The sequence below is a fragment of the Thermococcus sp. LS2 genome (genome assembly GCF_012027375.1).
Taxonomy (GTDB): domain Archaea; phylum Methanobacteriota_B; class Thermococci; order Thermococcales; family Thermococcaceae; genus Thermococcus_B.
The window spans coordinates 39,727-66,121 of the sequence record NZ_SNUI01000001.1; the positions used below are offsets into that span (position 1 = coordinate 39,727).

Annotated in this window: 29 protein-coding genes, 1 other RNA gene and 1 CRISPR repeat array; of the genes, 18 read left to right on the forward strand and 12 right to left on the reverse strand. The window is 41.4% G+C overall.

Annotation, left to right across the window (positions count from 1 at the left end; genetic code table 11):
* The first annotated feature begins 28 nt into the window (after positions 1 to 28).
* The 4 genes from E3E24_RS00230 to gltA all read left to right on the forward strand — a co-directional run bounded on the left by E3E24_RS00230 (position 29) and on the right by gltA (position 3,960).
* Positions 29 to 655: a DUF257 family protein gene (locus tag E3E24_RS00230; protein WP_167886116.1), complete on the forward strand. Its 627-nt coding sequence runs from the start codon at positions 29 to 31 to the stop codon at positions 653 to 655.
* Positions 656 to 667: 12 nt separating this feature from the next.
* Complete coding sequence (locus E3E24_RS00235) at positions 668 to 1,429, forward strand: tRNA (adenine-N1)-methyltransferase (RefSeq protein WP_167886117.1); 762 nt, start codon at positions 668 to 670, stop codon at positions 1,427 to 1,429.
* 219 nt (positions 1,430 to 1,648) lie between these two features.
* The gene (locus E3E24_RS00240; protein WP_167886118.1) at positions 1,649 to 2,515 is read left to right on the forward strand and encodes a sulfide/dihydroorotate dehydrogenase-like FAD/NAD-binding protein; all 867 of its coding nucleotides are present in this window, start codon (positions 1,649 to 1,651) and stop codon (positions 2,513 to 2,515) included.
* A complete protein-coding gene (gltA, locus tag E3E24_RS00245; protein WP_167886119.1) occupies positions 2,515 to 3,960 on the forward strand; it encodes an NADPH-dependent glutamate synthase in 1,446 nt (481 codons plus the stop codon). The genes E3E24_RS00240 and gltA overlap by 1 nt, the downstream gene beginning before the upstream one ends.
* Before the next feature lie 251 nt (positions 3,961 to 4,211).
* On the opposite strand, the gene E3E24_RS00250 is transcribed toward gltA, so the two are convergent.
* Genes E3E24_RS00250 through E3E24_RS00260 form a run of 3 tightly spaced genes read right to left on the reverse strand, consistent with a single transcriptional unit; the run spans position 4,212 to position 5,932 of the window.
* Positions 4,212 to 4,553, reverse strand: coding sequence for a hypothetical protein (locus E3E24_RS00250; protein WP_167886120.1), 342 nt, complete (start codon positions 4,551 to 4,553; stop codon positions 4,212 to 4,214).
* Between the two features lie 44 nt (positions 4,554 to 4,597).
* A complete protein-coding gene (gcvH, locus tag E3E24_RS00255; RefSeq protein ID WP_167886121.1) occupies positions 4,598 to 5,002 on the reverse strand; it encodes a glycine cleavage system protein GcvH in 405 nt (134 codons plus the stop codon).
* A 57-nt stretch (positions 5,003 to 5,059) separates the two neighbouring features.
* Positions 5,060 to 5,932 carry a DMT family transporter gene (locus E3E24_RS00260; RefSeq protein ID WP_167886122.1) on the reverse strand — a complete coding sequence of 291 codons (873 nt, stop codon included), beginning with the start codon at positions 5,930 to 5,932 and terminating at the stop codon, positions 5,060 to 5,062.
* 156 nt (positions 5,933 to 6,088) lie between these two features.
* On the opposite strand from E3E24_RS00260, the gene E3E24_RS00265 reads away from it, so the two are divergent.
* Positions 6,089 to 6,682 carry a regulator of amino acid metabolism, contains ACT domain protein gene (locus E3E24_RS00265; RefSeq protein WP_167915490.1) on the forward strand — a complete coding sequence of 198 codons (594 nt, stop codon included), beginning with the start codon at positions 6,089 to 6,091 and terminating at the stop codon, positions 6,680 to 6,682.
* Here E3E24_RS00265 and E3E24_RS00270 read toward each other — a convergent pair.
* The gene (locus E3E24_RS00270; RefSeq protein ID WP_167886124.1) at positions 6,679 to 6,954 is read right to left on the reverse strand and encodes an acylphosphatase; all 276 of its coding nucleotides are present in this window, start codon (positions 6,952 to 6,954) and stop codon (positions 6,679 to 6,681) included. The two genes, E3E24_RS00265 and E3E24_RS00270, sit on opposite strands and share 4 nt — an antisense overlap.
* An 80-nt stretch (positions 6,955 to 7,034) precedes the next feature.
* On the opposite strand from E3E24_RS00270, the gene cutA reads away from it, so the two are divergent.
* The 6 genes from cutA (at position 7,035) to E3E24_RS00300 (ending at position 10,802) form a co-directional block, all read left to right on the forward strand.
* Positions 7,035 to 7,340: a divalent-cation tolerance protein CutA gene (gene cutA, locus E3E24_RS00275; RefSeq protein ID WP_167886472.1), complete on the forward strand. Its 306-nt coding sequence runs from the start codon at positions 7,035 to 7,037 to the stop codon at positions 7,338 to 7,340.
* Complete coding sequence (locus E3E24_RS00280; RefSeq protein ID WP_167915491.1) at positions 7,337 to 7,924, forward strand: DUF99 family protein; 588 nt, start codon at positions 7,337 to 7,339, stop codon at positions 7,922 to 7,924. The genes cutA and E3E24_RS00280 overlap by 4 nt, the downstream gene beginning before the upstream one ends.
* 127 nt (positions 7,925 to 8,051) lie before the next feature.
* Positions 8,052 to 8,364: signal recognition particle sRNA (gene ffs / locus E3E24_RS00285), an RNA gene on the forward strand.
* Positions 8,365 to 8,446: 82 nt separating this feature from the next.
* Positions 8,447 to 9,346, forward strand: a complete 900-nt coding sequence (locus tag E3E24_RS00290) for a dihydroorotate dehydrogenase (protein ID WP_167915492.1) — start codon at positions 8,447 to 8,449, stop codon at positions 9,344 to 9,346.
* 3 nt (positions 9,347 to 9,349) lie between these two features.
* Positions 9,350 to 10,069: a 7-cyano-7-deazaguanine synthase QueC gene (gene queC, locus E3E24_RS00295; RefSeq protein ID WP_167886127.1), complete on the forward strand. Its 720-nt coding sequence runs from the start codon at positions 9,350 to 9,352 to the stop codon at positions 10,067 to 10,069.
* Between the two features lie 259 nt (positions 10,070 to 10,328).
* A complete protein-coding gene (locus E3E24_RS00300; protein ID WP_167886128.1) occupies positions 10,329 to 10,802 on the forward strand; it encodes an Lrp/AsnC family transcriptional regulator in 474 nt (157 codons plus the stop codon).
* On the opposite strand, the gene E3E24_RS00305 is transcribed toward E3E24_RS00300, so the two are convergent.
* Complete coding sequence (locus tag E3E24_RS00305) at positions 10,799 to 11,293, reverse strand: THUMP domain-containing protein (RefSeq protein WP_167886129.1); 495 nt, start codon at positions 11,291 to 11,293, stop codon at positions 10,799 to 10,801. The genes E3E24_RS00300 and E3E24_RS00305 overlap by 4 nt on opposite strands.
* 61 nt (positions 11,294 to 11,354) lie before the next feature.
* Here E3E24_RS00305 and E3E24_RS00310 point away from each other — a divergent pair, with 61 nt between their 5' ends.
* The 5 genes from E3E24_RS00310 (at position 11,355) to E3E24_RS00330 (ending at position 16,321) form a co-directional block, all read left to right on the forward strand.
* Entirely contained in the window at positions 11,355 to 12,563 is a 1,209-nt protein-coding gene (locus tag E3E24_RS00310) for an AAA family ATPase (RefSeq protein ID WP_167915493.1), read from the forward strand.
* On the forward strand, positions 12,560 to 13,090 hold the full coding sequence (locus E3E24_RS00315) for a metal-dependent hydrolase (protein ID WP_167886131.1): 531 nt from the start codon (positions 12,560 to 12,562) through the stop codon (positions 13,088 to 13,090). The genes E3E24_RS00310 and E3E24_RS00315 overlap by 4 nt, the downstream gene beginning before the upstream one ends.
* Before the next feature lie 72 nt (positions 13,091 to 13,162).
* Positions 13,163 to 14,152 (forward strand): thioredoxin-disulfide reductase, encoded by a 990-nt coding sequence (gene trxB / locus E3E24_RS00320; RefSeq protein WP_167886473.1) that lies wholly within the window; start codon positions 13,163 to 13,165, stop codon positions 14,150 to 14,152.
* A 104-nt stretch (positions 14,153 to 14,256) separates the two neighbouring features.
* Positions 14,257 to 15,594 carry an ornithine aminotransferase gene (locus E3E24_RS00325; protein ID WP_167886132.1) on the forward strand — a complete coding sequence of 446 codons (1,338 nt, stop codon included), beginning with the start codon at positions 14,257 to 14,259 and terminating at the stop codon, positions 15,592 to 15,594.
* A gap of 124 nt (positions 15,595 to 15,718) precedes the next feature.
* Positions 15,719 to 16,321 (forward strand): ECF transporter S component, encoded by a 603-nt coding sequence (locus E3E24_RS00330; RefSeq protein ID WP_167886133.1) that lies wholly within the window; start codon positions 15,719 to 15,721, stop codon positions 16,319 to 16,321.
* Here the strand turns inward: E3E24_RS00330 and E3E24_RS00335 are convergent.
* The 4 genes from E3E24_RS00335 to E3E24_RS00350 all read right to left on the reverse strand — a co-directional run bounded on the left by E3E24_RS00335 (position 16,318) and on the right by E3E24_RS00350 (position 19,792).
* Positions 16,318 to 16,599, reverse strand: a complete 282-nt coding sequence (locus E3E24_RS00335; RefSeq protein ID WP_167886134.1) for a family 4B encapsulin nanocompartment shell protein — start codon at positions 16,597 to 16,599, stop codon at positions 16,318 to 16,320. The two genes, E3E24_RS00330 and E3E24_RS00335, sit on opposite strands and share 4 nt — an antisense overlap.
* Positions 16,596 to 17,252, reverse strand: a complete 657-nt coding sequence (gene deoC, locus E3E24_RS00340; RefSeq protein ID WP_167886474.1) for a deoxyribose-phosphate aldolase — start codon at positions 17,250 to 17,252, stop codon at positions 16,596 to 16,598. The genes E3E24_RS00335 and deoC overlap by 4 nt, the downstream gene beginning before the upstream one ends.
* Before the next feature lie 299 nt (positions 17,253 to 17,551).
* Positions 17,552 to 18,478: a DUF4349 domain-containing protein gene (locus tag E3E24_RS00345; protein ID WP_206205293.1), complete on the reverse strand. Its 927-nt coding sequence runs from the start codon at positions 18,476 to 18,478 to the stop codon at positions 17,552 to 17,554.
* Between the two features lie 84 nt (positions 18,479 to 18,562).
* A complete protein-coding gene (locus tag E3E24_RS00350; RefSeq protein ID WP_167886136.1) occupies positions 18,563 to 19,792 on the reverse strand; it encodes a CGP-CTERM-anchored Cys-rich protein in 1,230 nt (409 codons plus the stop codon).
* Between the two features lie 119 nt (positions 19,793 to 19,911).
* Between E3E24_RS00350 and eno the strand changes: the two genes are divergently transcribed.
* Together eno and E3E24_RS00360 are read left to right on the forward strand one after the other, a co-directional pair.
* Positions 19,912 to 21,204, forward strand: a complete 1,293-nt coding sequence (gene eno / locus E3E24_RS00355) for a phosphopyruvate hydratase (RefSeq protein ID WP_167886475.1) — start codon at positions 19,912 to 19,914, stop codon at positions 21,202 to 21,204.
* 504 nt (positions 21,205 to 21,708) lie between these two features.
* A CRISPR array of direct repeats spans positions 21,709 to 22,680; the repeat unit is 30 nt; unit sequence GTTTCAATAAGACTCTAAGAGAATTGAAAG.
* Between the two features lie 147 nt (positions 22,681 to 22,827).
* Positions 22,828 to 23,706 (forward strand): ADP-dependent ribose-1-phosphate kinase, encoded by an 879-nt coding sequence (locus E3E24_RS00360; protein WP_167886137.1) that lies wholly within the window; start codon positions 22,828 to 22,830, stop codon positions 23,704 to 23,706.
* Here the strand turns inward: E3E24_RS00360 and E3E24_RS00365 are convergent.
* The 3 genes from E3E24_RS00365 to E3E24_RS00375 are packed head-to-tail and all read right to left on the reverse strand — an operon-like array spanning position 23,703 to position 26,291.
* Positions 23,703 to 24,524 (reverse strand): ABC transporter permease, encoded by an 822-nt coding sequence (locus tag E3E24_RS00365; protein ID WP_167886138.1) that lies wholly within the window; start codon positions 24,522 to 24,524, stop codon positions 23,703 to 23,705. The genes E3E24_RS00360 and E3E24_RS00365 overlap by 4 nt on opposite strands.
* Positions 24,511 to 25,314 (reverse strand): ABC transporter permease, encoded by an 804-nt coding sequence (locus E3E24_RS00370; protein ID WP_167886139.1) that lies wholly within the window; start codon positions 25,312 to 25,314, stop codon positions 24,511 to 24,513. The genes E3E24_RS00365 and E3E24_RS00370 overlap by 14 nt, the downstream gene beginning before the upstream one ends.
* A gap of 2 nt (positions 25,315 to 25,316) precedes the next feature.
* Positions 25,317 to 26,291: an ABC transporter ATP-binding protein gene (locus tag E3E24_RS00375; RefSeq protein ID WP_167886140.1), complete on the reverse strand. Its 975-nt coding sequence runs from the start codon at positions 26,289 to 26,291 to the stop codon at positions 25,317 to 25,319.
* Between the last annotated feature and the right edge of the window lie 104 nt (positions 26,292 to 26,395).

Below are 26,395 nucleotides of genomic sequence, written 5' to 3' on the forward strand. Positions count from 1 at the left end.
AGCATTAAAAATTCTTTGGTGGGTTAAAATGGAAATTCACTCAATTGAAAAATTTCTTAAAGGCCAAGTGCGAGGGGGAGATATTGTTTTAATTGAGTATCCTAGCGCATATCCTTTTGAAGATCTTGTGTGGGGAAAAATCATTCCCGAAATCTCTCAAGATAACCAGATAGTAATTGATGATTTCTTTGGTATCGGAGATTTAAGCTTTAGAAACTATATCAGAAAGGTTTCTCCAAAGCAATACAAAAAGATTATTGAGATAACAAAGCATATAAATGTAATCAAAATCGGTCCCGGGAGAGCCAGCTACGGCTCAATTATCGACGAGATCCCATTGACGTATGAAATATCCGAATTTATGAAGAACTACTACGACGCAATTAGAAAAGCCCTCGTAGATTCTATTAAGCCCCTATACTTTCTAAGCTTTGGACTAGCTGAGTACTTCTACTTTGGAAAGGAAAAAGCTCTTCAAGCAATTCTCTTCAGCAGAAGCAATCTCCCGGTCGAGGACTGGACATCAATTTACCTTATAAACAAAGACGTAATAGAAAAGCCTCACCTGGCAATTCTGGAAGACATCTCAGCGTGGATCCTCGACATAGACAAAGAAGAAGGGAAATACACTATTAGGATTAAAAAAGAAAGCTGATGGTGAGAAAAAGTGATAACAGAAGGAGAAAAAGTTCTGCTAGTTGATCCTAGAGGAAAGAGGTACCTTATAACTGTGAAAAAAGATGAATTTCATACAGATTTAGGAAAGATAAACCTTGAGGAGATAATTGGGAAGAATTTTGGAGATATTGTTGAGTCTCACAAAGGGTACAAGTTCAAAATTTTAAAGCCCAGAATAGTTGATTTCATTGATAAAATGAAGCGCGGCCCTCAGATAATTCATCCCAAAGATGCCGCCCAAATTGTGGCTTTTGCTGGAATCTCTCCAGGGGATTTTATAGTTGAAGCTGGAGTTGGGAGCGGTGCACTAACTCTCTTCTTGGCAAATATAATTGGACCTAACGGAAGGATAGTCAGTTATGAGGTTAGAGAAGACTTTGCAAAGCTTGCATGGAAAAACATTGAATGGGCAGGTTTTGATGACAGAGTTACTATAAAGCTCAAGAGCATTTACGACGGAATAGACGAGAAAGACGTTGATCACATAATTCTCGACTTACCTCAGCCAGAGAGAGTTGTTGAGCACGCTGTAGAAGCCTTAAAACCCGGAGGATATTTTGTAGCTTATACTCCATGTATAAACCAAGTTGCTCGCCTTTATGAAAAGCTAAGAGAGTTTAAAGAGCATTTCATGAGGCCCAAAACTATTGAATGTTTGGTTAGAGAGCAAGAAGTAAAGAGAGAGTGCATAAGGCCGAAAACGAGAATGATTGCACACACCGGTTACATCACGTTTGCAAGGAAAATTTAGTCAGCAGAGAGGGAGGTTCATCATCACCTCAGCGTACCGTGAGGCTCATCCCCAATTCTGAAATTTAGGCTCCTCTTTTTAGGATTTTTGGTTAAGTGTTGCTATTCTCAAATTTTCTTCAATGTTGTTAACCTTTGGTTAACAATACTTTTATAAATACTTAATGTTCAAAACTTTTAGGAATGTTCAATAATGAGCACATGTACGGAGGTGTTCATTGTGTATAAGATACTCGAAAGGAAAGAAATCGCAATGAGAAATGTTTGGTTTAAAGTTTATGCCCCTCATGTAGTTAAAAAGCTTCAACCGGGGCAGTTTGTGATCGTTAGAGCCTTTGAGAATGGTGAAAGGATTCCTCTTACCCCAGTAATGTGGAATAAAGATGAAGGGTGGATAGGTCTTGTAGTGTTCACTAGAGGAAAAACAACAATGCAGATAAATACTAAACTCAAAGAAGGGGATTACTTCCTTAATATTGCTGGTCCTCTTGGAAATCCAGCCCCAATGAGAAAATATGGAAAAATACTTGCTATAGGCCTGTATACGGGTATAGTCGAGGTATTTCCAATAGCCAAAGCGTGGCAAGAAATAGGGAATGAAGTTCACACTCTCCAGGTCACTTTTGAACCCATGATTATACTAAAAGAGGAGCTTGAAAAGGCTGTTTCAAAACACACTGCTGTAGGTGTTCCAATTGATCCCGAAAAGAGCTTTCCCGAAAATATGAAAAATGTAACTGCCAGGGCCAGAGAAGTAGTTAGAGACATGATAAAAGAGCTCAAACCAGATTTAGTGTTTATGGTTGGGCCAGTTGGTGACCAAAAAGTAATTTTTGAGGTTGTCAAGGAATTCAATGTTCCAATGCTTGTTGATTTACATCCTATTATGGTTGACGGAACTGGTATGTGTGGCGCTTGTAGAGTAACAGTGGGAGGGAAGGTGAGATTTGCCTGTGTTGATGGTCCAACTTTCAACGCATATGAGGTTGATTTTGACGAGCTGATCAAGAGGTCTAGCTATTATAGGGATTTGGAGATGAGAGCTATGCAAGAATATATGCAGAAGCTTCAAGGGGGTGCACAATGATGGCAAAGAGGGAGTTCATAAAAAACAGAGTTCCTACTCCCGAAATAGAGCCAGCTAAGAGAATCAAAAGTTTTGATGAGGTAAATTTGGGATACAACTTTGATCTTGCTTTAATGGAAGCTGAACGCTGTTTGCAGTGTCCAGAGAATTATGCTCCGTGTATTAAAGGCTGTCCCGTAAATATAAACATTCCCGGCTTCCTTGCTAAGCTTAAGGAGCACAGAGACAATCCATACTTGGCAGTTAAAGAGGCTTTGCGGATTATTTGGGCTTGTAATTCTTTGCCTACTATTACTGGTAGGGTTTGTCCACAAGAAGACCAGTGTGAAGGAGTTTGCGTAATGGGCAAAGTAGGAGACGCCATAAACATAGGAAAACTAGAAAGATTCGTAGCAGACTACGCAAGAGAAAAAGGAATAGATGACGAGCTTTTGATGGAGATTATGCCCAAAATCGAAAAGAAAGAGCAAAAGGTAGCAGTAGTCGGAGCAGGCCCAGCAGGCCTAACATGCGCAGCAGAACTCGCAAAGATGGGCTACAATGTTACAGTATTTGAGGCTCTGCATTATCCAGGGGGAGTTCTTGTCTATGGTATTCCAGAGTTCAGGCTTCCAAAAGAAATCGTGAAAAAGGAGCTTAAGAAGCTTGAGCTTTTAGGTGTTGAGATAAAGACAGACCACATAGTTGGAAGAACGGTCACAATTCCTGAGCTCATTGAGGAATACGATGCAGTGTTTATTTCCACGGGTGCGGGAACGCCTAAACTTCCAGAAGTGCCGGGAATAAACCTCAACGGAATTTACTCAGCCAACGAGTTTCTCACAAGGGTTAATCTAATGAAAGCCTACAAGTTCCCAGAATACGACACTCCAATAAAAGTTGGCAAGAAGACGATAGTGATTGGAGCTGGAAACACAGCAATAGACGCTGCAAGGACAGCTCTAAGACTGGGAAGTGAAGTTACAATAGCATACAGAAGGGGGGAAGAAGATATGACAGCGAGAATAGAAGAGATAGAGCACGCCAAAGAAGAAGGAGTTAAGTTCATGTTCTTTGTGAATCCCATCGAGTTTATTGGGGATGAGAAAGGCAATGTCAAAGCTGTTAAGTTCATGAAAATGAAGCCACTCGATGAGAAAGATTCGAGAGGAAAGAGGAAAATCATTCCAACAGGTGAAACAATAACAGTCGAAGCTAATACGGTGATTATAGCAATTGGACAGGTTCCAAACAAGATAATCTGGAAGACAACGCCAGGCTTGAAGGTTACGGAGAAGGGAACTATAGTTGTTAATGAGAACTTGATGACTTCAATTCCTGGTGTTTTTGCTGGTGGAGATGCCATAAGAGGAGAAGCAACCGTAATCCTAGCAATGGGAGATGGAAGAAAAGCCGCAAAAGCAATACACGAATACTTGCAGAAGAAAGGGAGCGAAAACGCTTGATTTTTCTTCTATCCTTTTCTACATCTTAAGGGATAAATTTATCAGCTCTCACGAGAAATCATAATGGCTATGAGGAGCCTCACGATATCTGAGGCATGATGAGGGGCATACTGGCCGAGCCTATTTGTAGGAGCAGACTTTTTCTACCTACCTTTTGAATTTCAATAACTTTATTTTACCGAGAGGCAACAATAAAGTGAGCGATGACGAACTCTAGGGTATCTGAAATGTGATGAAAAAAGAAAGCCGAGCTACTCCTTTTCCTCCTCTTCAATCTCCTCAAGGATGTGTTCAAACTTCTTGAAGTCCTCGCTCTGTGCAACGAGAGTTATGAACTCGTCAATCTCCTCCTTCTCGAGGAATGAACCAACTAAGAGCCTTCCAGTGTAACGGTTGTTCTTAATTTCCCAGAACATGTAGAATTCGGGGAATTTGTTCTTGATTTCTCTATAAGCAACTCCATACTTAGAGTCCTTAAGAGGGTTCTGCTCAAGGAAGAAATGATTTTCAGAGAGCTCAATCTTATGGAGAATAGCTCCGCGCTTAGTTCTCACAAGCTTAACCTTAACATCCCATTCTTTTAGGGTCCTCATAAGAACACCTCCAACGAAATATGAAAAAACAAACCCAAACAAAATCAGAGGCTCTTCAAGTATTCAGCATACTGCTCTGCTGTCATAAGATTCTTTAAGTCTTCTTCAAGGTTTGACGGCTTAATCTTTGCAATCCATGCTCCATATGGATCCTCGTTGATTTTTTCTGGGGAATCCTCAAGCTCTCCATTAACTTCAACAACTTCACCGCTGACTGGAGCGTAAACTTCGCTCACAGCCTTGACGCTCTCAATTTCACAGAGAACATCTCCTTGAGAAACTTCTTTTCCAACTTCTGGAAGCTCAACGTATGCAACATCGCCAAGCTCTTTTTGAGCATAGTCGCTTATTCCGACAAGAACAGTTCCATCATCTAAAACTTGAGCCCATTCATGCTCCTTTGTGTAGTATAATCCTTCTTTAACTTTATATTCGCCCACCTCAATCATGAGAACCACCAGAGTGTTTTACAGCTAAAAAACATTTAAACCTTTCTACATTTTTGGTTATCCTCTCCTAGTACCTCCATAAATAATTCCAGCCACTATTAAAGCAAGGCCGATTATTGTTGAAATCAAAATCTTCTCCCCTACTGCAAAGTGAATTATAATCAGAGAGATGAACGGGGTTAGGTAAACAAGGTTTGCTATTTGGGCTGTTGTTTCTGATAGTTCCAGCGCTTTAAGCCACAAGAGAAAAGTAATGCCCATTTCAAAGGCACCTATGTAGACTGCACCAGCTAAGCCTTTAAGGGGAGGGAATGTAAGACCATGAACGAGGAGTACAAAAACTAAAGTGTAAATAAAACCAAAGGCAAAGTTAAAGAACATTTTAATCACTGCCTCTCTTTCATCTTTTAGATTCAAAATCCAATAAGTTGCCCAAATCAGTGCGCTCATTAAACCCAAGAAAGCTCCGTAAGGATTAGCAAACTTAAGAGCTGCTATATTTCCCCGCGTAGAAATTATCAAGACCCCACAAAAGCTGATGAGAACACCTAAAAAGTTTCTAAGCCTAACTTTTTGTTTCAGTAATGGAACTGAAAGCAAAGTCAGCATTATTGGCCAAGTATAGTTCAAAGCCTGAGCCTCCTGAGCTGGGAGGAGGGAATACGCTTTGAAAAGGACGAGGTAGTAGAGGAAAGGGTTGATTAATCCGAGAACTACCGAGTATCTGTGAGCAGACAATTCTTTCAAGGCATGAACTTTTCCCTGAACTGCAGTCAAAATAGAAAATATGAGCAGAGATGCTAGTGAGGCATAGAGCAGAAGATTTGCATAGTCAAGATATCTAAGGGAGAGCTTAAAGGCTGAGGCAATAGTTGACCACAGCAACACTGCAAGGAAGGCATAGAGATAAGCTGATTTTTGAGTGCTCATGCATGTTAATGCGTAGAGCAGAGTTATAAGGATTATTCGATCCTCTATTCGACATTAAGAGAGCAAAACACTCATTTGATCAAACTTTCTTAAAGTTTGATGGGGAAAAGGTTTAAATATGCATTTCTACACATTTGTGAGTAAGAGGTGGCAAAAATGATGCTCATATTAGAAGCTTACTTTAAGAATTATCCGGCAAGAAAAAAAGTTGCGGAGTTTTTATTTGAGAACGGGTTGAGTGTTAAGAACGGGAAGATATATCTAAGAAACGTAGAGGTTCCAATCAGTGAATTATCAAGGGTTATTGGAGTAAACAGAAAGATAATCTATCATACCATCGAATACATTGAGAAAACTTATCCGCTGAAGCTAATCTTCGAGCGATTAACTCCTCTGCCAAGCCTAATTGATGTTGCTCCAATAATGGGCTGGGAAGTTCTTGAAATTGAATTTGAAAAAGACCTCTACTCTCAAGCAATTTCAAGCATTCTCCAGATTCTCTCAAAAAACAATGTTCCGATAATGGAAATCTTCAGCAGGAACTTGAGAGATGAAGACAGCAAAGCATACATAGTTATAGACGGAACTCTGCCAGTTGATGTATTTGTAAAAATCAAAGACATACCCGGATTCAAAAAGCTCATCCTCCACACGCCAGATAAGAGGAAAGAAAACTTTGTGTGTGCCTATTGTGAAGTGCAATATTGCCCAAAGAAAGTGATGTTGGAAAAAACTGGTGCAAAATCTTAGCCAACAACTCTAAATCCCTTTTCTCCCTTTGGCTCTTCCCATTTTATCTCGACCCTTGTAACTCTTGCAAACGGTGGGCCTTGATGTGCCCAACCAATTAACGCTTCAACTCTCTCCCTTTCTCCTTCTATTACAGCTTCAACACTCCCATCGGGTAAGTTTCTGACCCAGCCATTTACTCCAAGTTTTCTTGCCTCCCTCTGCATGCTCCATCTAAAGCCAACCCCCTGAACCCTGCCATAAATCCTTAGGTGTGCTCTTACAATTTCCATCTCAACCCCCGATAAAAATAACTCAACGTAAGATTTAAGTTTATCCTTAGGAGGTTATAAATGGTGGTAGCATGAGTGATATGATACTTGTTTACACAACATTCCCGGACTGGGAGAGTGCAGAAAGGATTGTAAAAGAGCTTTTGGAGAAGAAGCTCATAGCGTGTGCTAATCTAAGAGAGCACAAAGCCTTCTACTGGTGGGAGGGAAAAATAGAGGAGGACAACGAAGTCGGTGCAATTCTTAAGACAAAAGTTGAGCTTTGGGACGAGCTTAAAAAGGAACTCAAGGAAAAGCACCCCTACACAGTTCCAGCAATAATTAGGATTGATATAGACACCGTAAATAAAGAATACCTCAAGTGGCTGTTAGAGGTTACAAAATGATTAGGAAGGTAAAACCTCAAATTAGGGTTATTGGTTTTGATGACGGCACTTTTTCTTTTAAATCCAAAATCGAGAGGGACAAAACTATTCTGATTGGAGTTGTCATGAAAGGCTCTCAAGAAGTTGTCGGAATTTTGGTAAGATGGATTGAAGTTGATGGGAGAGACGCAACAGAAAAGATGATTGACTCCATTGTAAACTCCCGCTTTAAAGATCTGAGAGTCATAATGCTAAAGGGCATAACCTATGCTGGTTTTAACATTGTTGATATAGAAAAGCTCAGCAAGGAGACAGGTCTGCCGGTGATTGTCGTCATTAGAAAAAGACCAGATTTAAAAGCTATGGAAGATGCTCTGAGAAAGCATTTCCCGGATGCTGAAGAGAGGATTAGGCTGCTGAGAAAAGGTGGAGAGGTGAGAGAACTAATACCAGAGAGGCTGTTCTATCAAGCTTATGGACTTGAACCAAAAACAGCAGAAGAGATAATCAAAATAACCCAGAAGAGCTCTCTAATTCCCGAGCCTCTTAGGTTAGCTCACATGATAGCCTCAGCAGTCATGACCGGGGAGTCGAAGAAGGAGTAGATTCTTTTCGCCGCATTGATTGAATTTTTGTTCTAAACAGACCTTCAATGGCTTCTTCCTAATAAGGTTGTTGAAATCTCCTAGGATACCAAACCTTTATATAACCCTCACATCTATTTTTAAATGGCGGCGGACTAGGCCGGGGGGTTCGGCGTCCCCTGTAACCCGAAACCGTCGATATGCGGGGGCCGAAGCCCGAGGGGCGGTTCCTGAATCCAGCGGCGGAAGCCGGGGTAAACAATGAGCCCTCGTCCCACGGGGCCGGCGGTGGGCGAGGCGGAGCTGAAGGGCTCCGCTAACGCCCTTTGCCCGCCGAACCCCGCAAGGCCCGGAAGGGAGCAGCGGTAGGCGGGACGTTCGGCGCTCGTGGGGTAGCGGGGGCGAGGGAGTCCCGGTGGAAGCCGCTGGAGGAGGGTTCCCACCCTCGGGCGTGTCCGCCGCCGTAAGAATTCTCTTGCTTTACAATTAACGAGGCAAAACTTATTAAACGGTGAACTCCCTTTTAGCACTTAGGTGTAAAAAATGCTGAGCGTTGAAGTTGCTAAGCTTAAGCTTGAGAATCCTCTCATCTTAGCTTCTGGTGTCGCAGATATGACTCCCGACCTGCTTAGGCGAGCACACAAGGAAGGAGCTGGAGCTGTTGTGACAAAATCAATTGGGGTTGAGCCTAGAAAAGGTTACGATAATCCCACGATAGTTGAGCTCCCCTACGGCTTGATTAATGCCATGGGACTTCCAAATCCAGGCTGGAAAGCTTTTTACGAGGAATTCAAAAATGAGGAATTTGATTTCCCAGTGATAGTTTCAATCTTTGGAAAAGACGAGAAGGAGTTTGCATTCTTAGCTGAAAAGCTGAGCGAAGTTGCAGATGCCTTTGAGCTTAATTTAAGCTGTCCTCATGCCAAAGGTTACGGCATGGAAATTGGGCAGAACCCAGAGATGGTGTATAAAGTCGTCAAAGCCGTTAAAGATGCAACAGATAAACCGGTAATAGCGAAGCTGACTCCGAACATTGACGACATAACTAAAATCGGACTAGCAGCAGAAAAAGCGGGAGCTGATGCAGTCTCCGCAATTAACACAGTCAAAGCTATTGCAATTGATATCTACGCAAGAAAGCCAATTTTGAGCAACAAGGTCGGCGGTTATTCTGGGCCAGGAATTAAACCAATTGCTTTAAGGGCTGTCTATGATTTAGCAAAAGCTCTGGACATTGACATCATCGGAATTGGAGGAATAACGACATGGCAAGATGCAGTTGAATTCCTAATGGTAGGTGCAAAGGCTCTACAAATTGGGACTGCTGTCTCATTGAGAGGATTTAAAGTTTTTAAAGAAATCAGCGAAGGAATAGAGAGATTTTTAAAGGAAGAAGGGTTTAATAGCATAGATGAGATAATAGGAATAGCTTTGGAGGGATAAAAAATGAAAAGAGCAGTTGTCTTATTTAGCGGTGGTCTAGACTCAACAGCTTGCCTATACTGGGCAAAGAAAAATTATGATGAAGTCATCATGCTCACAATAAACTATGGCAGCAATGAGGAGAAAGCAACAAACAAGGTAGCAAAGTTCTTCTCAAAAGAGCTGAATGTTCCACTTAAAATTATCAAACTCGACTTTTTAGAGGAGTTCTCCAAGCTTAGGGGGACTACATTAGTTGGAGGGGAAACGCCAAAAGTCACAGCAAAGGATTTAGAGAGCATGGAAGTTGCTCAAGAAACAGCTAAAAGCGTTTGGGTTCCAGCGAGAAATGTTGTGTTAATCTCCATAGCTGCTTCGCTTTTAGATGCCCTAGGAGGGGGAGACATAATAGTCGGCTTCAACGCTGAGGAAGGAGCGACTTTTCCCGATAATACCCCAGAGTTCGTTGAAGAGATGAACGAGATGCTGAGGTATGGAGCATTGAGTGAGGTTAAAGTTGTTGCACCTCTCATTGATCTTGACAAGAAAGGCATCGCAAGGCTTTTGAAAGAGCTAAATGCAAAATATGAGTACTCAAACTCATGCTACATGCCGAAAGGGTTTACAGAGGATGGGAAGCCAATTCACTGCGGAGAATGTGAGAGTTGCGTGAGGAGGCATCGCGGACTAATCGAAGGGATTGGAGATGACAAGACAGTTTATGCAGTTGAGCCTAAAATTTGAATACCCTTTTTCTATTCTTCTGTTCTTTTGATACTTACTGGGACTTAGAAAGGTTAACAAAACTATTTACAAACGTAAGTATTTACTTGCATAGTTCAAGGCATACAAATCAATTTACAAAAAAGGAATTATAGGACTTTATTTTGCGATATTTCAAATATCTCAACCTTTTGTTAAAAACTAAGCTATAGGAAAAGAGTTTTATACAAAAACTCCTGGGATAATGTGAAGATTATGACTTGACAAATGGGAGGTGAAAATGATGGGAGAGAATGTGAAGCTTACATCAAAGCAAATTGAGCTTTTAAGAAAGTTATATAATGAAGGAAAGCCTATTGAGGTCCATACTGTTGAAAAAAGCCAAGAAGAACTTGCAAGAGAACTCAAAGTTACGAGACAGGCATTGAGCTTTCACCTGAAGACCTTAAAAGAGATTGGATATATAAGAACAGGGAGAGGGTTCATAGATTTGACCAGAAAAGCAGTCGAGTTTCTTGAGAACGGCAAAAACAACAAAGCTTTTATCTTTGTAAAAATAGACCCAACAAAAAGAAAAGAAGTCTATGAGGAGATAAAGGAGCTTAACGGAATAAGGGCATATAGGGTTACTGGAAACATAGACATAGTGATTGAAGTTGACAGGACAAGATTTGAGGAAATTCTCGATAAGGTATCCTCGATTGATGGAGTCAGAGAGACAATAACCCACTTTATAATTGAACCAATTGCCTAAAGCTCAACCTCCTTTTTAATTATCTCTTCTGGCCTTATAACGCTTATTGCAGTTCTGTTTCCTAAGACCTCAATCCATACGTACCAATCTGGATTGTCCAAGTTAACTTGTACATTCAAGCTTTCCTTAATTTTTGCACCAAGCTCGATCTCTATTTCCTTGCTTGAGCGTATCCAGTTTCCTCTTCTCTTGCAGCGAACGGCAAAGCTTTCTCCTTCTTTAATTCTAGCTTTTGCGAGCTTAAATCCTTCTTCAATGATATCCTCCTTTTTGCTTCTAACCCACTTTTCCAAGGGAACTATCTTGAAGATTGCAGTCGTCTCAAAATCTCTCAAAATTCTTAAAGCTTCCTCTTTTGGCAGAGGAGTTTTAACGATTAAAACCCCTCTCCACTTCGTTCTCCTAATTTTGACATCTCCCAATGCCCACTCAAGCTCAAGGGAAGCATCACCTTCTCTGCCCGAGGGCACAGTGATGAGTAGCGTTGCCATCTTTTCACCCCCTATGGACAAGCTTTTATATCTCTATTGAAATTTAAAGTTGGTGGGTAAAATGGAAAGATCGAGCACACTTAAAGTTTACCCCTCTCCTTCCTATGAGGTCTATGGCTTATCGAGGAACCCATTCGGAGAGTTGGCAAGCGAGGGCATTGAGGATATAGAGAGCATTCACGTTTATCAAGAGGTCGACATGAAGCTGTCAATGATAATCTCCGAAGTCATAGGAAACAGAAGCTCAATTGCCTTTTCTATCGTTGGGCCTTTGGGAATGGGAAAGACTCAGAGGCTGAAAAGCATTGCCAAGGCTATAAGCGAGCAGGGAGGAAAAGCTATCTACGTCAAAGTTGATACCAACGACATTTTGAAAATCACAAGGGATATATTCAACTCGATGAAGCCCCCAAAGAGTAAGACGAACATATTCCTAGAAAATCTCTCAAGGAAGCTTGGCTTCATCGACCGCTTGGAGAAGATGCTCTCATCTACCCAAGAGTATAAATCGAGGGATATTGCCGAGATGCTGACGAAAGAGCTGAACAGATATCAATACTCCGCTCTTCTCTTGGATGAACTCGAGAACATGCGGACTGCAAGAGAGCACGAAAAGATTCAGTTCTTTGAGATGTTAAGGCACTTCATAAGCAACATGCCTCAAGGATGTATAGTTGCATTTGCATGTATTCCAGAGGCATATGAAGAATATACAAAGATTTTCCCGGCATTTTTCATGCGTCTGCACTATGAATTCAAGCTCAGACCTATGAGTCTTGAGGATACATTTGAGCTCGTTAAGAAGAGGCTGAACAAAGTGAGGATTAGGGATACCGATGATCCAATTTATCCTTTCACAGAGGGAGCAATAAAGCTCATCCATGAACTTGGAAAAGGAAATCCAAGGCAGATTTTGAGACTGCTTCATTATGTATTAAGTGAGGCCAGCAAACATAAGTTCGACCCAATTGACGATTATGTTGTTACAACAATCCTTGAAGAGCCAAAGAGCCTGGAAGAATACCTCACAAGGATTCCAAAGGAGTATAGAGATTTGATTGAAGCAATAGTTTACAAATTTAATGGAGGACCAGTCAGCTACATCCAGATTGCAAAGGAGGTTAAAAAGCCGGGCATTCAAGCTTATGAGCAGCTTGAAGAGCTTATAAGGCTCGGTTTCCTTGTCGGCGATCCAAAAGGAAACTACAAGGTTCCAGACTACGTGAGAAGGTTCTTAGAGGAAGAGAGGACAGAGGAGGAAAACAAATGAACTACGAGGAGCATGTTCTTGGAGGTATAATCACTTATCCTCTAGTCATTTTAATTGCTTCTCTTCTTAAAGTTTACCTAAATGTGCCGTTTCAGCTAAGTGCTATGGCCATGATGCTTGGATATGCTTTCTATGTTCTGGGTAGTGATTTGCCAGATATAGACCATCCAGATGCCATCATCCACAAAGGTACAAAGCCTCTAGTAGCAGTTGCCATAGGTTCATCAGCTTTTCTAAAGCTCAAAGACATCACATTGACAAGCTATGACTGGGCAAATCTCACTATAGCATGGGCCATATCCTCATTCGTGGCTTTTGCCTCTTGGTATGTCTTCTCAGCAGTAATACCCAGGCACAGAGGCATAGTACACTCTATAGGCTTTGGAATTATTTATGGAATCGTCTCCTTTTTGGTAGTAGTTTATGGCCTGGGGCTGAAGCTTGAGGAGGGAGCATTCATAGGATTCGCGGCATTTATGGGCTACTTGCTGCATTTAATTCTAGACAAGCATATTAAACTGATTTAGGGTAAATTACACAAATTTGTCCAATAATGCTTTTAAATTGTTCAATTAAGAAGCAGTTTGGAGGTGAGAAAGATGTTCAGCTTAACTGGATTTTCAAAAGGAAAAGAAGAAAAAACAACTTGGGATGTCATAATTATCGGTGCTGGGCCGGCTGGATATACAGCAGCAATATACGCAGCGAGATTCGGGCTTGAAACAATCATAATAAGCAGAGATTTAGGAGGAAATATGGCATTAACGGACTTAATCGAAAACTATCCAGGATTTCCAGAAGGAATAAGCGGTTCAGAGCTCAACAGAAGGATGTACGATCAAGTGAGGAAATACAATGTTGACATAGTTTTTGATGAGGTCGAGAGGATTGACAAGGGAGAGTGCCCATACTACGAGGGCAAGTGCTACTGGCTCGTTTACACCAAAAACGGGAAAGTTTACAAGGCAAAGACCGTTATCATAGCGGTTGGAGCAGAGCCGAGAAAGCTCAACGTCCCTGGAGAGAAAGAGTTTACAGGGAGAGGAGTGAGCTATTGTGCAACTTGTGATGGACCCTTGTTTGTTGGAAAAGAAGTAATAGTTGTCGGCGGTGGAAACACAGCACTGCAGGAAGCATTATATCTCCACAGCATTGGCGTTAAAGTTACACTGGTTCACAGGAGAGACAAGTTCAGAGCAGACAAGATTCTCCAAGATAGATTCAAAGAAGCTGGTATCCCGGCACTTTTAGACACTGTTGTAATTGAAATAAAAGGCAAAGAAAAGGTTGAGGCTGTTGTGCTTAAGAATGTAAAGACTGGAGAAGTCTTTGAGAAGAAAGTTGATGGTGTGTTCATATTCATTGGATATGAGCCAAAGACAGATTTTGTTAAGCATCTCGGCATCACAGATGAGTGGGGCTACATACCCGTTGACATGCACATGAGGACTAAAGCTCCAGGGATATTTGCTGCAGGAGATATAACAAATGTTTTCAAGCAGATTGCTGTGGCAGTTGGCCAAGGTGCAATTGCAGCAAACTCTGCAAAGGAATTCATTGAGAGCTGGATAGAAAAGAACGGTGCTTAATTTCAACGTTTTTTAATTTTTCTCGAAACTTTTTCGAACAAATCTGTTCACTGATGAGCATAAAATTATATAGCATAATTACAACTCTTCTTTGGTGAGCTAAAATGGTGAAGAGACCAGTTGTTAAAGAGCTTCCTGGGCCGAAAGCAAGAGAAGTTATTGAGAGGAACTTTGACCTTTTAGCAGTTACAACCCAAGACCCAGATGCCTTGCCAATTGTTATCGAGAGAGGAGAAGGGATAATGGTTTACGACGTTGATGGCAACGCTTTCTATGACTTTGGAAGCGGTGTTGGTGTTCTTAACGTTGGACATGCCCACCCAAGAGTTGTCGAAGCTATAAAGAGACAAGCTGAGAAGTTCACTCACTTCGCATTAAACGACTTCTTCTATGAGAACGCTGTAATCCTGGCTCAAAAGCTTGCTGAGCTTTCTCCAGGAGAGTTTCCAAAGAAAGTAGTTTACCAAAACAGCGGTGCTGAAGCTAATGAAGCCATGATGAAGCTCGTCAAGTACGGAACAGGAAGAAAGAGATTCATTGCATTCTACCATGCATTCCACGGAAGAACACAGGCTGTTCTTAGCTTAACAGCAAGCAAGTGGGTTCAACAGGAGAGATTCTTCCCAACAATGCCTGGCGTTGAGCACGTTCCATATCCAAACCCATACAGAAACCCATGGCACATTGACGGTTATGCCGATCCAAAGGAGCTCGTGAACAGAGTCATTGAGTTCATTGAGGAGTACGTCTTCAGGCATGTTCCACCAGAGGAAGTTGGAGCAATTGTCTTTGAACCAATACAAGGTGAAGGTGGATACATCGTTCCACCAAAAGAGTTCTTCAAGGAGCTCAAGAAACTTGCAGACAAGTACGGAATTCTTTTAGCGGATGACGAAGTTCAGATGGGCGTTGGAAGAACTGGAAAGTTCTGGGCAATTGAGCACTTTGGCATAGCACCAGACACAATTCAGTTCGGTAAAGCCATTGGTGGAGGAATTCCATTAGCTGGTGTCGTGCACAGAGCTGACATAGCTTTTGACAAGCCAGGAAGACATGCATCAACATTCGGTGGAAATCCAGTAGCAATCGCTGCTGCACTTGAAGTCGTTGAAATTGTCAAAGAGTTATTACCTCACGTCCAAGAGGTTGGTGATTACCTCCACAAGAGACTTAAGGAGTTTGAGGAGAAATACGAAGTTATCGGCGATGCAAGAGGTCTCGGCTTAGCTCAAGCAGTAGAATTCGTCAAGAACAAGGACACAAAGGAGAAGAACCCAGAGGTTAGGAATAAGGTTGTCAAGGAAGCTGCAAAGAGAGGACTAATCCTCCTCGGCTGTGGCGACAATTCACTGAGATTCATCCCACCGCTGATCGTCACTAAGGAAGAGATTGATGTCGCCATGGAAATCTTTGAAGAGGCTCTTAAAGCCGCTCTTAAGTGAGTTCCCCTTCTTTTTAAGTTTTCTTAAGTTTTCGAATTTTGCACTGCCATCTTTTTTGCAAAAAGCTTTTAAGCATCGATTTCAAGTTTTAACTTGAAATTTGTGTAAAGAGGAGGTGCGAAATATGGAGTTCGAAGCAATTGGGGCATATGCAAAACCTATACTAGCGCTTGCTGTTTTAATCTATATTGTGTACATTTTTGTCATTAAAAAAGAGGAGTTCAAAAAATCCCAAGTTGTGGCAATCTCAGCTGTTATGACAGCTTTAGTAACAGTTGCGACAATTGTGATTCAAGTCCCAACACCACCAACAAGAGGTTATATCAACCTTGGAGATACAATGGTCATGCTGAGCGGTGTGCTGTTTGGACCGCTGGTTGGAGCATTCGCTGGAGGTTTTGGTTCAGCTTTGGCAGATGCAATCACTGGCTATGCCCACTGGGCACCTTTTACATTGATAATCAAAGGTCTTGAAGGATTAGCCGTCGGATATATAGCTTACAAGAGAGAAGACTTCACAGGGATACTCATAGGAACAATAGTCGGTGGATTCATCATGGTCTTTGGATACTTCCTTGTTGAGGTGTTCTTCTATGGCTATCCGAGTGCTATAGTTGAAGTCCCAGGAAATACTCTTCAAGCAGTCAGCGGAATAATAGTCGGAGGAGGATTGGGGTATATAATAAAGAAAAGGTACTCAGACATAGTAAGTCTCATACAAACCTAAACTCTCTGTATCTCCTCCCATACTTCCTTTTCTTTGAAGAGAAGCTCTATTGATATTCTTCTTGAGGCCCTCTTAAGCTGTCCCAAGTATTGGGAGTCTGCAATCACGGCATCAGAGTTAAGCTCCTTTATCTCATAAACAGCAAGTCCGCAGTTCTGAAGTATATCTGCCGCATACTTAAGAAATTCTGGTCCAGCGAGTATTATATCCGGATTTAGGCCTTCCTCTTTGAGCTCTTCGATAGCAGCTTTTAGGAGATCATAGAGCTCTTCCTTCACTTTTTGGCACCCTCCACGATCTTTACCCCACTTGAGGTACCGATTCTGTTTGCCCCTGCCTTAATCATTTCTAAAGCCTGCTCGTAAGTCCTTATTCCTCCGGCAGCTTTAACCCCAAGCTTATCCCCAACAACCCTTCTCATCAGCCTAACATCTTCCACTGTAGCCCCTCCGGTTCCAAAGCCCGTTGAAGTCTTTACAAAATCAGCTCCAGCCTCCATTGCTAGCTTACATGCTATCTTCTTCTCTTCATCTGACAGATAGCAGGTTTCAATGATTACCTTAACTATTGCTCCTTTCTCGTGAGCAACTTTGACAACTTCTTCTATATCCCTCTTGACGTAGTCATAATCCTTATCTTTCAATGCCCCAATGTTTATGACCATATCAAGCTCATCAGCACCATCTTCAAGCGCTTTTTTTGCTTCAAAGACCTTAACCTCTGTAGGCGTTGCACCTAGCGGAAAGCCTATAACCGATGCGACCTTTATGTCTGTGCCCTTCAATTGCTCCTTTGCAAGTTTTACGCGGTAGGGATTAACGCAGACAGCATAAAAGTCGTATTTCTTAGCTTCCTCGCACAGCTTGATTATATCTTCCTTTGTTGCATAAGGCTTCAAATTGGTGTGATCAATGTACTTAGCAATATCCATAAGCATCACCAAATTAAGTAGTTCCTTCGTATATTTAGGACTTTTCCTTCAGATATGAGCAGTTTTTAATTAAAAATTGGAGACCTATAGCGAAATTTAAACAAATTTATTCAACACCCCTCAGCTTCTTCAATGCCCTCAAAGCTCTATTCTAAACTGGCCAGCCTCCAGAAAGCCCTCATTTCTCAGCTGCTCTTTCCACTCCATGATATCACATAAGTAATTCCCAGATTAAGGAGTTTACTATGCTGGGCTCCTTCAAGTACTGAGCATTTTGAAAATTAGAAAAGAACACAAAGCTACTCTTGCGGCTCAGGCTTTTTAAAGCGCCTATAAATATTCCTGCCAATCAAATAAAGCACTGCAAATGGAGATATTATTATCAGCAGGGCAAGAATGCCCTCAATTACCATGAGCAGTATTGCCACAGCTTGATATATTGTTTTTCTGAAGCCTAAATCAATCTCGAACACAGGCTTTTCTTTGCTCTCTATTGTGACGTGATAGGTTATATAATCCGTGACTTTCTCATAGTAATCCTTCTGGAGATACAAATAGTTTAAGCGGGAGTTTATGCTGCTTATTCTGGATTCAATCCTCATCAAATCATCAATGTCCTTTGAAAGGTTGTAGAATTCGAGGAGCTTATTTTTCTCAGCCTCTAGACTTTCAATTTCAGCAAGAATTTGGTTGTATTTGCTTGTTACATCTTGAGTATCCAAGCGGAGGCTTTTGACGTTGTATTTCTCCAGAAGTGTCCCAACTTTATTTTCATTTTCTACCGTGTTTGGAATCCTAAACTCAATGTAATAAACAACCCTTTCTTCACTCTTGTCAAGATTTTCAGAAATTACATATCCCCCCAAAGAATATACCTCAGCTTTTATTTCACCAGCAACTTTCTCTGGACTCTCGTCTTGGATAACAACATAATAGTCCTTTTTCAGCCTTTGGATTATTTCCTGTGGCTTTTCATATCCAGTAGTTCCTACCGAAGTTTGGGTGGCAGTTGGCTTTGTATAAGTCGGAGCGTATGCCATCGTTTGAGTGTATGTAATCCTTTCAGCCTCAATGTCCCAACCTTTCTCTTCATAAACCGAGGGTTGGTACTTCGGCTCACTCCCAACTCTAAAAGAAGCTCCGCTCTGAAAAACCTTTGAGACAACAAACCCAGCGACTATTATCACCACAACCAAAAGAACTACCCCAATATTTCTTTTATGCATAGCTCTCACCGAAAATATTACTCATGATTACATTTAAGGGTTGTTAAAGCTTCAAAATGAATTGAAGTGAAAAAAAGAATCAAATCAACGCATTTTTCTCCAGATTAAAGGCAAAATAGAAACTAAGCCTAAGAATGCAGGGCCGCAGATTGTTCTGGAGGAAGTGGTTGGTGACAATGGCGAATACTCCGAAGTTGTTGTAGGGGATGATGCTATCTTCACTGTTCCCTTCGGCAATTTATAAGCTAACGGCTCAGCAGTGCACTTTAAAAGCTTGGCATCTTTGCTCTCAAAGTAGGGAATCCACGCATATCTTCCATCCTTGGTTTCATACCAGCCGATGTGGGAGTTGTAGCCAGCATAGCCCCTCTTTGCAACTTTCACAATCTCTTCAATGTCTTCATCACTTATATTCAATATTCCAGTATCTTTGAGCCATTTAATTTCAACTCTCAGCGCTTCTTTAAAGTTAAATGTGTAGGGATCAACAACTCCTTCAGGCATGTTAGCAACTTTTCTCTCAAACTTCACGTTTTCAAAAGCACATTTGATGCCCAGAGCATCAAATAGGGCATTAAGCGGTTCCCTATCTTTTTCTGTCAGCTCCTCTCTGTTGTAAACGAAAATTCTAACATCAGCTTTTCCGCTTCTCAAAATCTTTGATGGGTCAACTCCATGCTCCTTTAAACAATTGAGTACAGCTGAATTCGGCTTCCAAGAGCAGATTCCATTCACACAGCCGCAGCTTGTAAGCTTCAAACACTCATACCAGTCCTTGTAAACACAGATTGAAACCACTTTACCTGCGTTTTCTCTGGTTGTGCATATCTCTCCAGAGCATCCTCCTATGGCACAGTCTGAATCAGAGGAACATTCATTCCCCCTCTGCATCTCAAGCTGCACGAGATAGTTGCCCTTTGTGAAATAATAGACGTCCCTAGATTCTGAGTAAGTAACATTCCACCCAAGCCCTCCAGCTTTTTTGAGCATGTCGTCAGTTACCAAGATTAGCGCTGAGAGGTTAGCTCTTAAATAAGTTGAATTCCAGCTTTTTACGGGAATCTCAATTCTTAGATGCAATCCCTTATCATCCCATAGCATAACAGCCACTCTTTCGTCATAATGGGAGCGATAAATTAGTCTTCCATCTTCAATTGAGACATTTTCCGCATTTTTAAGCGGCTCAAGATTGTATACAATTCCAGGCTTGTTGAAATAAACCTCTACAGCCAAGTTATCAGTTGGGCTAAAGCATGCCTGAGCGAAAGGAAGTACTGCTAAGATTAAAATGAAAATTATAGCATGTCTTTTCATAATTCCCACCTAGTTCTAGTTAATGCTCCCAAGGTATTTATCTTTGCTCATAGCTTCAAACCAATTTGAAGTGCAAAAGTTTTAAGCTCTAAAAATCAACATCACTCGAGGTGATTAAGATGGAGAACCCATTTGAAATTACTGCAATTGTAGCAAGGGAAATCTTGGACTCAAGAGGAAACCCAACAGTAGAGGTAGATGTCTACACCCCAGTTGCCATGGGAAGGGCTGCTGTGCCAAGCGGAGCATCAACAGGAACTCATGAGGCCTTGGAGCTTAGAGATGGTGGAAAGAGATTCCACGGAAAAGGAGTTAGGAGAGCTGTTGAGAACATCAACAAGATTATTGCTCCAGAACTCATTGGAATGGATGTAACATTACAGAGAGATATTGATATGCTCATGATTGAGCTTGACGGAACTGAGAATAAGTCAAACCTTGGAGCAAACGCTATTTTGGGAGTCTCATTGGCAGTTGCTAAGGCAGCTGCAAACACTTTAGGCTTGCCGCTTTACCAATACATCGGTGGAACTAACGCTTATGTGTTGCCAGTTCCAATGAGCAATGTCATCAATGGTGGAGTTCATGCCGGAAATGACCTTGACTTCCAGGAGTTCATGATCATGCCTGTTGGCGCTAAGAGCTTTAAAGAAGCCATTCAGATGGTCAGTGAAACATATCACACACTCAAAAAGATTCTGATGGAGAAATACGGAAAGTTAGCGGTTAACGTAGGTGATGAAGGCGGATTTGCGCCACCAATGAAGGAAGTTACAGAGCCACTGGAAGCTCTCGTCAAGGCAATTGAAGAAACTGGATACAAAGTTGGAGATGAAATCGCATTTGCATTAGATGCTGCATCAAGTGAGTTCTACAACGCTGAAAAGGACAAATACATTGTTGGAGGCAAAGAATACACAAGGGAAGAGCTCATTGACCTTTACAAAGAATTAGTCAGCACTTATCCAATAGTCTCAATTGAGGACCCAATGCACGAGGAAGACTTTGAGGGCTTTGCAATGGTAACAAAAGAGCTCGGAAAGAAGATACAGATTGTTGGCGACGACATCTTTGTTACAAACGTGAAGAGGCTAAAGAAGGGCATTGAAATGGGTGCAGCAAATGCTCTACTCTTAAAAGTCAACCAGATCGGAACCTTAAGTGAAGCAATCGATGCAGCTTACTTAGCTTTCAGAGCTGGTTACGGAGTTGTTGTTTCACACCGCTCTGGAGAAACTGAAGACGCAACAATTGCAGACTTAGCGGTAGCAATAAACGCTGGGCAGATTAAGACAGGTGCTCCAGCAAGGAGCGACAGAAACGCAAAGTACAACCAGCTCATCAGAATTGAGGAAGAGCTTGAAGGTATAGCATATTATCCTGGAAAGAAGTTCAGGAACCCATTCTTCTGAGCTTTCTTTCTTAATTTTGTCGAAGGTTTTTCAGTTCTTATTTGTTTTGCTTTTTCTGCAATTTTCAGCTGCAAAAAATCGTTAATTTTAGAATGACGGCTTGTGAGTTCTTTGGAAGTTTTTAGTAATGTTTTGTTAGGAAATTACTTTGTGTTATAAATTTTCCTTGGAATTGTAACGTTTTAAATGCATACATTTGGATTTGAGGTTTTCGAGAGGTTCTTTGGCATGTCTCCCTAATGGAAAGTTGACCATTTCGAGTTTAGAAGAGTTTAAGACCAGATTTTTAAAATTAGAGGTCTAGTTGGGCGTTGGAAGTCTCTTGAACATTTTTGTACACTGGTAAATTAGAGCGAGTTGTGGAATGGATTTGCCATGAAAAAGCAATAATAGCGTCTGAATCTGAGGCTTACTTTGGCTTTGTTACTAACCCTCTGACGAAAGGCTTTTATAATTTTAGTGTGTTTACAGTCTTATTGGAGAAATAGAGCAAAATTGCGCCCAGTTTCAATAAGACTCTAAGAGAATTGAAAGTACATTTTTTATTTCATCGAGTACAAGGGCAGGAAGGTTTCAATAAGACTCTAAGAGAATTGAAAGACTGTTGACGAATCTCTGGACTTTGGCTTCCCTCTTGAGTTTCAATAAGACTCTAAGAGAATTGAAAGCACTTCTGTTGATACTCGACAAGTGCTGTGAATTGTAGTTTCAATAAGACTCTAAGAGAATTGAAAGATAGGACAATATAGGACAATACCCTTTGGACTCCCCGGGTTTCAATAAGACTCTAAGAGAATTGAAAGCAAGAAATACGAGGAACGCATTAAGGAGCTTGAGAATGTTTCAATAAGACTCTAAGAGAATTGAAAGATGTTGGATGGCGACCCTTATTGGGCTGGGTATGCTGTTTCAATAAGACTCTAAGAGAATTGAAAGGTTGCTACCTCGATCCAGAAACCTTTGTAAAAGAAGCCGTTTCAATAAGACTCTAAGAGAATTGAAAGGAGATTAAGGAATTCATCAAGAAGTACTTGGCACCCAGTTTCAATAAGACTCTAAGAGAATTGAAAGGCTATAACAAGGTTTGCAGGATTCTCAAACGGTTCTATGTTTCAATAAGACTCTAAGAGAATTGAAAGAAGCTTCAGCCTTGCTCTTGCTTGAGAAAGTCTGATGGTTTCAATAAGACTCTAAGAGAATTGAAAGATCATCAGGATCCCTCTCGTCCCGGAGCGCAAGAATCGTTTCAATAAGACTCTAAGAGAATTGAAAGCGTTGTTCTCAAGCTTGACTCTTGATGCAACAGCCCCAGTTTCAATAAGACTCTAAGAGAATTGAAAGTCAACCCATCACCTCCAAAATCTTTGATGCTGGGATGGTTTCAATAAGACTCTAAGAGAATTGAAAGCCGCACCCGCTAAAGTTGCCACTCCCTTTTTCCATGCCGTTTCAATAAGACTCTAAGAGAATTGAAAGAAGGATGGGATTGACGAACTGATTTATGCTTTCTTTAACCCCAATAAGAACTAAATTCTCATTTTTGAGTTCTTGATAAAAATTAGAGAAAACCTTAAAGCCTTTCAATGCAGAATCTATGAAATAAAACTAACTGGAGGGATAGCAATGTTTGACGTGGTTGCAATAGGCAACCTCAACTACGACATAATAATGCTCGTTGACCGCTTTCCAGAATTCCACGAAAAGATACCAGCAAGAGATGCCTACTTTGGGCTCGGAGGAGCAGCAGGAAATACAGCAACATGGCTAGCTAATATGGGTCTTAAAGTGGGATTCATAGGAGCTGTAGGAAAAGACGAAATTGGAGAGGCTCATATAAACTTCTTCAAAAAGATTGGTGTTGATGTAAAAGGCATAAAAATCGTTGATGTCCCCTCAGGTGTTGCCGTGGCAATAATAAAAGGCGAAGACAAGAGAATCGTGAAGTATTTAGGAGCCAACGCATACAGAGAGCTTGATTTTGAATATTTAGCTAAGACAAGACACATCCATCTTTCATCAAATCCAAAAAAGCTCATCATTGATGCAGTGAACTTTGCCTATGAGCATGGAATTACGATCTCACTTGACATTGGAGAAGCAAAAATCCCAGATGAAATTGAAGGGAAGATAACATATCTGCTCATGAATGAGGACGAATTTAAGAGGAAATTTGGAAGCTTGGAGAAGATTACGGAGGTTAAAGCAAAAAACGTAATTATAACGCTGAATGGCGGCGGTGCTTTAGTAAGAGATGAAAACGGGGAAGTATTTGAGATCAGAGGGCTTAGTGCAGAAGTCGTTGATTCTACAGGTGCAGGGGATTCCTTCGATGCTGGACTCATTTACGGAGTCCTCAAAGGCTGGAGTTTGAGAGATGCCGCAAAGCTCGGAATGCTTCTGGCTTATCTCACTGTCCAGAAAGTTGGTGCAAGGAGTGCCGTGGTTCCTCTTGAAGAGATAAAGAAGAAAGCGGAAGAACTAGAACTCAACCTGCCTTTCTAATAGCTCTTTAACCCAACTATTTTTGCCTGCTTTTCACTCCATTTATACGCGAGATAGCCAAGCAGAGCATATAGTGTTGAGATAAAGACGAGATATGTTATTTCATTAATTGAGTTTAAATATCCAAAAGCAACAACCTTCCTTACTGCTTCACTCGTTGGAGCATACGGCATTGCTTGGGCTAGGAGCTGTAGAGGCTTTGGAAGGATTTTTACTGGATACATTGCTCCACTCAAGGCAAAAACGAGCATTTCTAAGATGTTTATGAACGGCCCAGGGTCTTTTAAGTAAAGCACAATTCCCGCAGCAGTCATTCCAAGGCCAATCATTCCTACAGTCCCAAGGAGAAGGACTGGTAGGCCCTTAAGAAAACCAACCAAATCTATGTGAACGCCAAACACGATAACAAAGAGCGGAATGTAGACTGCCATATAAACGAACGACAGAAAAATTCTGACTAAAACGTTACCCAGAAAGAACGTTATCCTCCTCATTGGAGCCGCAAAAGAGTATTCAAGAGTTCCAGCGTAGAGTTCATCAACAATGCTCCACACAAAGCCGCCCATGAAAGTTAGGCCAAAGCCAAGAACCATGAAGCCAAGCACTGCAAAGGTCAAATAGTCAGAATAGCCCGTCATCTGCTGCAGAGCAGGTGAGTTTCTCTGTCCTGTTAAGCCAATTCCTATGAGCAAAGCCTGTCCCACGAAGAAGAAGCCGAGCATTATATCGCTGATCATCCAAAGCTTGTAGCTCAAAAAGATTCGCCAGCTCTTCGCTGCCACTCCATAGAGCGCTCTCAGCTCTTCAGTAACCGCCATAACCCATCACCCTCGTTATTCTCTCGGCCCACCTAAAGAGAGCATAGCCAACCAGCCAGTAAACAAGAACTAGAAGGAGAAGCCAAGTTATTGATGGAGCAATTTCAGCATAGGTCTTTCCAATAAAAATGCCTCTAATGGCAGTTATTGAATGAGTCAAAGGAAGAACCTTTGAGAATTCTATTATTGCTTTAGGCATTACATTGAGTGGGAAGAAGACTCCAGAGAAGAAGAGCATCGCAAATTCAAAGATTTGGGCAAAAGGTCCTATGTGCTTAAGCATCATGACCAACCCAGCGAAAATGAAGCCGAAGCCTAAGAAAGCTAGGAAAGACAGCAGTAAGATTGGCAGAGACTTCAGCAGAATAGAGAATGTTAAAGAAATGTCAAAAATTAAAACTCCAAATGCAAAGACTATCATCATCAAAACCGAATCCATGAGGAGCCAGCTCAAAGCTAAGCCAAGTAGAAGCTCAGTAATTCTTATTGGAGCTGCTATGTTGGTTTCAAAAGTTCCTCTCTGGAGTTCTCTCCTAATTCCCCAAACGTAAGCCTCCATTGGAGAGACAGACAACCACCACAAAACGTATCCTACAAGTGCATAAGTTGGGTAGTCTCCAATTCCAGTTGAAGATGCTAAAAGCTGAGAATACCTCCCCCCAAGAACTGCCTGCCCAAAGAACACAAACTGGAGGAGAAAGACAATACCAATTAAAACCGCGCTAAAAACCCTCAACGGATAGCGGAAGAACATTCTAAGCTCTTTTTCGATTATAGCCCCGAGAGGCATTTTCAATCCCTCAGCGCTCTGCCTGTAAGTTTTATGAAAACATCCTCAAGAGTTGGCTCCTTCTGCTCAACGCTTAAAATTCTCGCACCGCTCTTTACTAAAAGCTCAACAACTTTTGGCAAATCCTCTTCATTAATTTGACCTCTAAGCATTGTTATTCCTCTCTCGACATCTTCCTTTATGACAGCAAGCTTCCAAGGAAGATCCTTCAGCTTTTGAGCTGAAAACTCTTTGACCTTTATTTCAACAACATCCTCTCCTCTTACAAGCTTTTTCAAGCCTTCTGGAGTGTCGAGAGCAATTATTTTTCCATGATCAATTATTGCAATTCTATCACAGAGCTCTTCAGCCTCCGCCATGTAGTGGGTTGTCAAGAGAACAGTCTTTTTCTGCTCGTCAACAAGCTTTCTTATGAATTCTCGCACAAAGATTGCACTTTGAACATCAAGTCCCAAAGTAGGCTCGTCAAGAAAGAGAACTTCAGGGTCATTTATTAGAGCTTTTGCTATAGCTAGCCTTTGTTTCATTCCTCGAGAGTAGTTCATTACCAAATCATCTTTCCTCTCCCACAACCCAACGAGCTTCAAAAGACTTTCAATTCGCTCATTCTCCTCGCTCTTGGGGACATAGTAAATCCTTGCAAAATATTTCAAGTTCTCATATGCTGATAAGCGCCAGTAAAGAGTTCTCTCTCCTTCAGCAACCAAATTAATCCTTTTCCTAATCTCTCTCGCATCTTTTCTAATATCATATCCGAGAATTTTTGCTGTCCCTCCACTTGGCTCCAGCAGAGTTGTAAGCATTTTAATTGTAGTTGTTTTTCCAGCTCCATTGGGCCCTAAAAGTCCAAAGAGTTCCCCTCTTTTGACTTTAAAGCTAATCCCCTTAACAGCTTCAATCCATTCAACTTTTCTAAAGGGCAATGGAATTTTCTTGGGATAGCTTTTTCTGAGTTCACTGACCTCAATTGCATACATTTTACTCACCTTAATCTTATAACTCTGCTCAAACGATATAAAGTTAGTGCTCACAACTTTTAAAAGGAGTTCATAAGAAGAAATACTTAAAAATCAAGAGGCTA

Coding starts and splice junctions, on each gene's coding strand:
- E3E24_RS00280 (WP_167915491.1), top strand. CDS start 7,337: ATGATTAGGAAGGTAAAACCTCAAATTAGGGTTATTGGTTTTGATGAC.
- queC (WP_167886127.1), top strand. CDS start 9,350: ATGAAAAGAGCAGTTGTCTTATTTAGCGGTGGTCTAGACTCAACAGCT.
- E3E24_RS00345 (WP_206205293.1), bottom strand. CDS start 18,478: ATGCATAAAAGAAATATTGGGGTAGTTCTTTTGGTTGTGGTGATAATA.
- E3E24_RS00325 (WP_167886132.1), top strand. CDS start 14,257: ATGGTGAAGAGACCAGTTGTTAAAGAGCTTCCTGGGCCGAAAGCAAGA.
- E3E24_RS00270 (WP_167886124.1), bottom strand. CDS start 6,954: ATGGAAATTGTAAGAGCACACCTAAGGATTTATGGCAGGGTTCAGGGG.
- E3E24_RS00290 (WP_167915492.1), top strand. CDS start 8,447: ATGCTGAGCGTTGAAGTTGCTAAGCTTAAGCTTGAGAATCCTCTCATC.
- E3E24_RS00300 (WP_167886128.1), top strand. CDS start 10,329: ATGATGGGAGAGAATGTGAAGCTTACATCAAAGCAAATTGAGCTTTTA.
- E3E24_RS00350 (WP_167886136.1), bottom strand. CDS start 19,792: ATGAAAAGACATGCTATAATTTTCATTTTAATCTTAGCAGTACTTCCT.
- E3E24_RS00230 (WP_167886116.1), top strand. CDS start 29: ATGGAAATTCACTCAATTGAAAAATTTCTTAAAGGCCAAGTGCGAGGG.
- E3E24_RS00310 (WP_167915493.1), top strand. CDS start 11,355: ATGGAAAGATCGAGCACACTTAAAGTTTACCCCTCTCCTTCCTATGAG.
- gltA (WP_167886119.1), top strand. CDS start 2,515: ATGGCAAAGAGGGAGTTCATAAAAAACAGAGTTCCTACTCCCGAAATA.
- trxB (WP_167886473.1), top strand. CDS start 13,163: ATGTTCAGCTTAACTGGATTTTCAAAAGGAAAAGAAGAAAAAACAACT.
- E3E24_RS00360 (WP_167886137.1), top strand. CDS start 22,828: ATGTTTGACGTGGTTGCAATAGGCAACCTCAACTACGACATAATAATG.
- eno (WP_167886475.1), top strand. CDS start 19,912: ATGGAGAACCCATTTGAAATTACTGCAATTGTAGCAAGGGAAATCTTG.
- E3E24_RS00315 (WP_167886131.1), top strand. CDS start 12,560: ATGAACTACGAGGAGCATGTTCTTGGAGGTATAATCACTTATCCTCTA.
- E3E24_RS00375 (WP_167886140.1), bottom strand. CDS start 26,291: ATGTATGCAATTGAGGTCAGTGAACTCAGAAAAAGCTATCCCAAGAAA.
- gcvH (WP_167886121.1), bottom strand. CDS start 5,002: ATGATTGAGGTGGGCGAATATAAAGTTAAAGAAGGATTATACTACACA.
- E3E24_RS00260 (WP_167886122.1), bottom strand. CDS start 5,932: ATGAGCACTCAAAAATCAGCTTATCTCTATGCCTTCCTTGCAGTGTTG.
- cutA (WP_167886472.1), top strand. CDS start 7,035: ATGATACTTGTTTACACAACATTCCCGGACTGGGAGAGTGCAGAAAGG.
- E3E24_RS00330 (WP_167886133.1), top strand. CDS start 15,719: ATGGAGTTCGAAGCAATTGGGGCATATGCAAAACCTATACTAGCGCTT.
- E3E24_RS00365 (WP_167886138.1), bottom strand. CDS start 24,524: ATGGCGGTTACTGAAGAGCTGAGAGCGCTCTATGGAGTGGCAGCGAAG.
- E3E24_RS00265 (WP_167915490.1), top strand. CDS start 6,089: ATGATGCTCATATTAGAAGCTTACTTTAAGAATTATCCGGCAAGAAAA.
- deoC (WP_167886474.1), bottom strand. CDS start 17,252: ATGGATATTGCTAAGTACATTGATCACACCAATTTGAAGCCTTATGCA.
- E3E24_RS00370 (WP_167886139.1), bottom strand. CDS start 25,314: ATGCCTCTCGGGGCTATAATCGAAAAAGAGCTTAGAATGTTCTTCCGC.
- E3E24_RS00305 (WP_167886129.1), bottom strand. CDS start 11,293: ATGGCAACGCTACTCATCACTGTGCCCTCGGGCAGAGAAGGTGATGCT.
- E3E24_RS00250 (WP_167886120.1), bottom strand. CDS start 4,553: ATGAGGACCCTAAAAGAATGGGATGTTAAGGTTAAGCTTGTGAGAACT.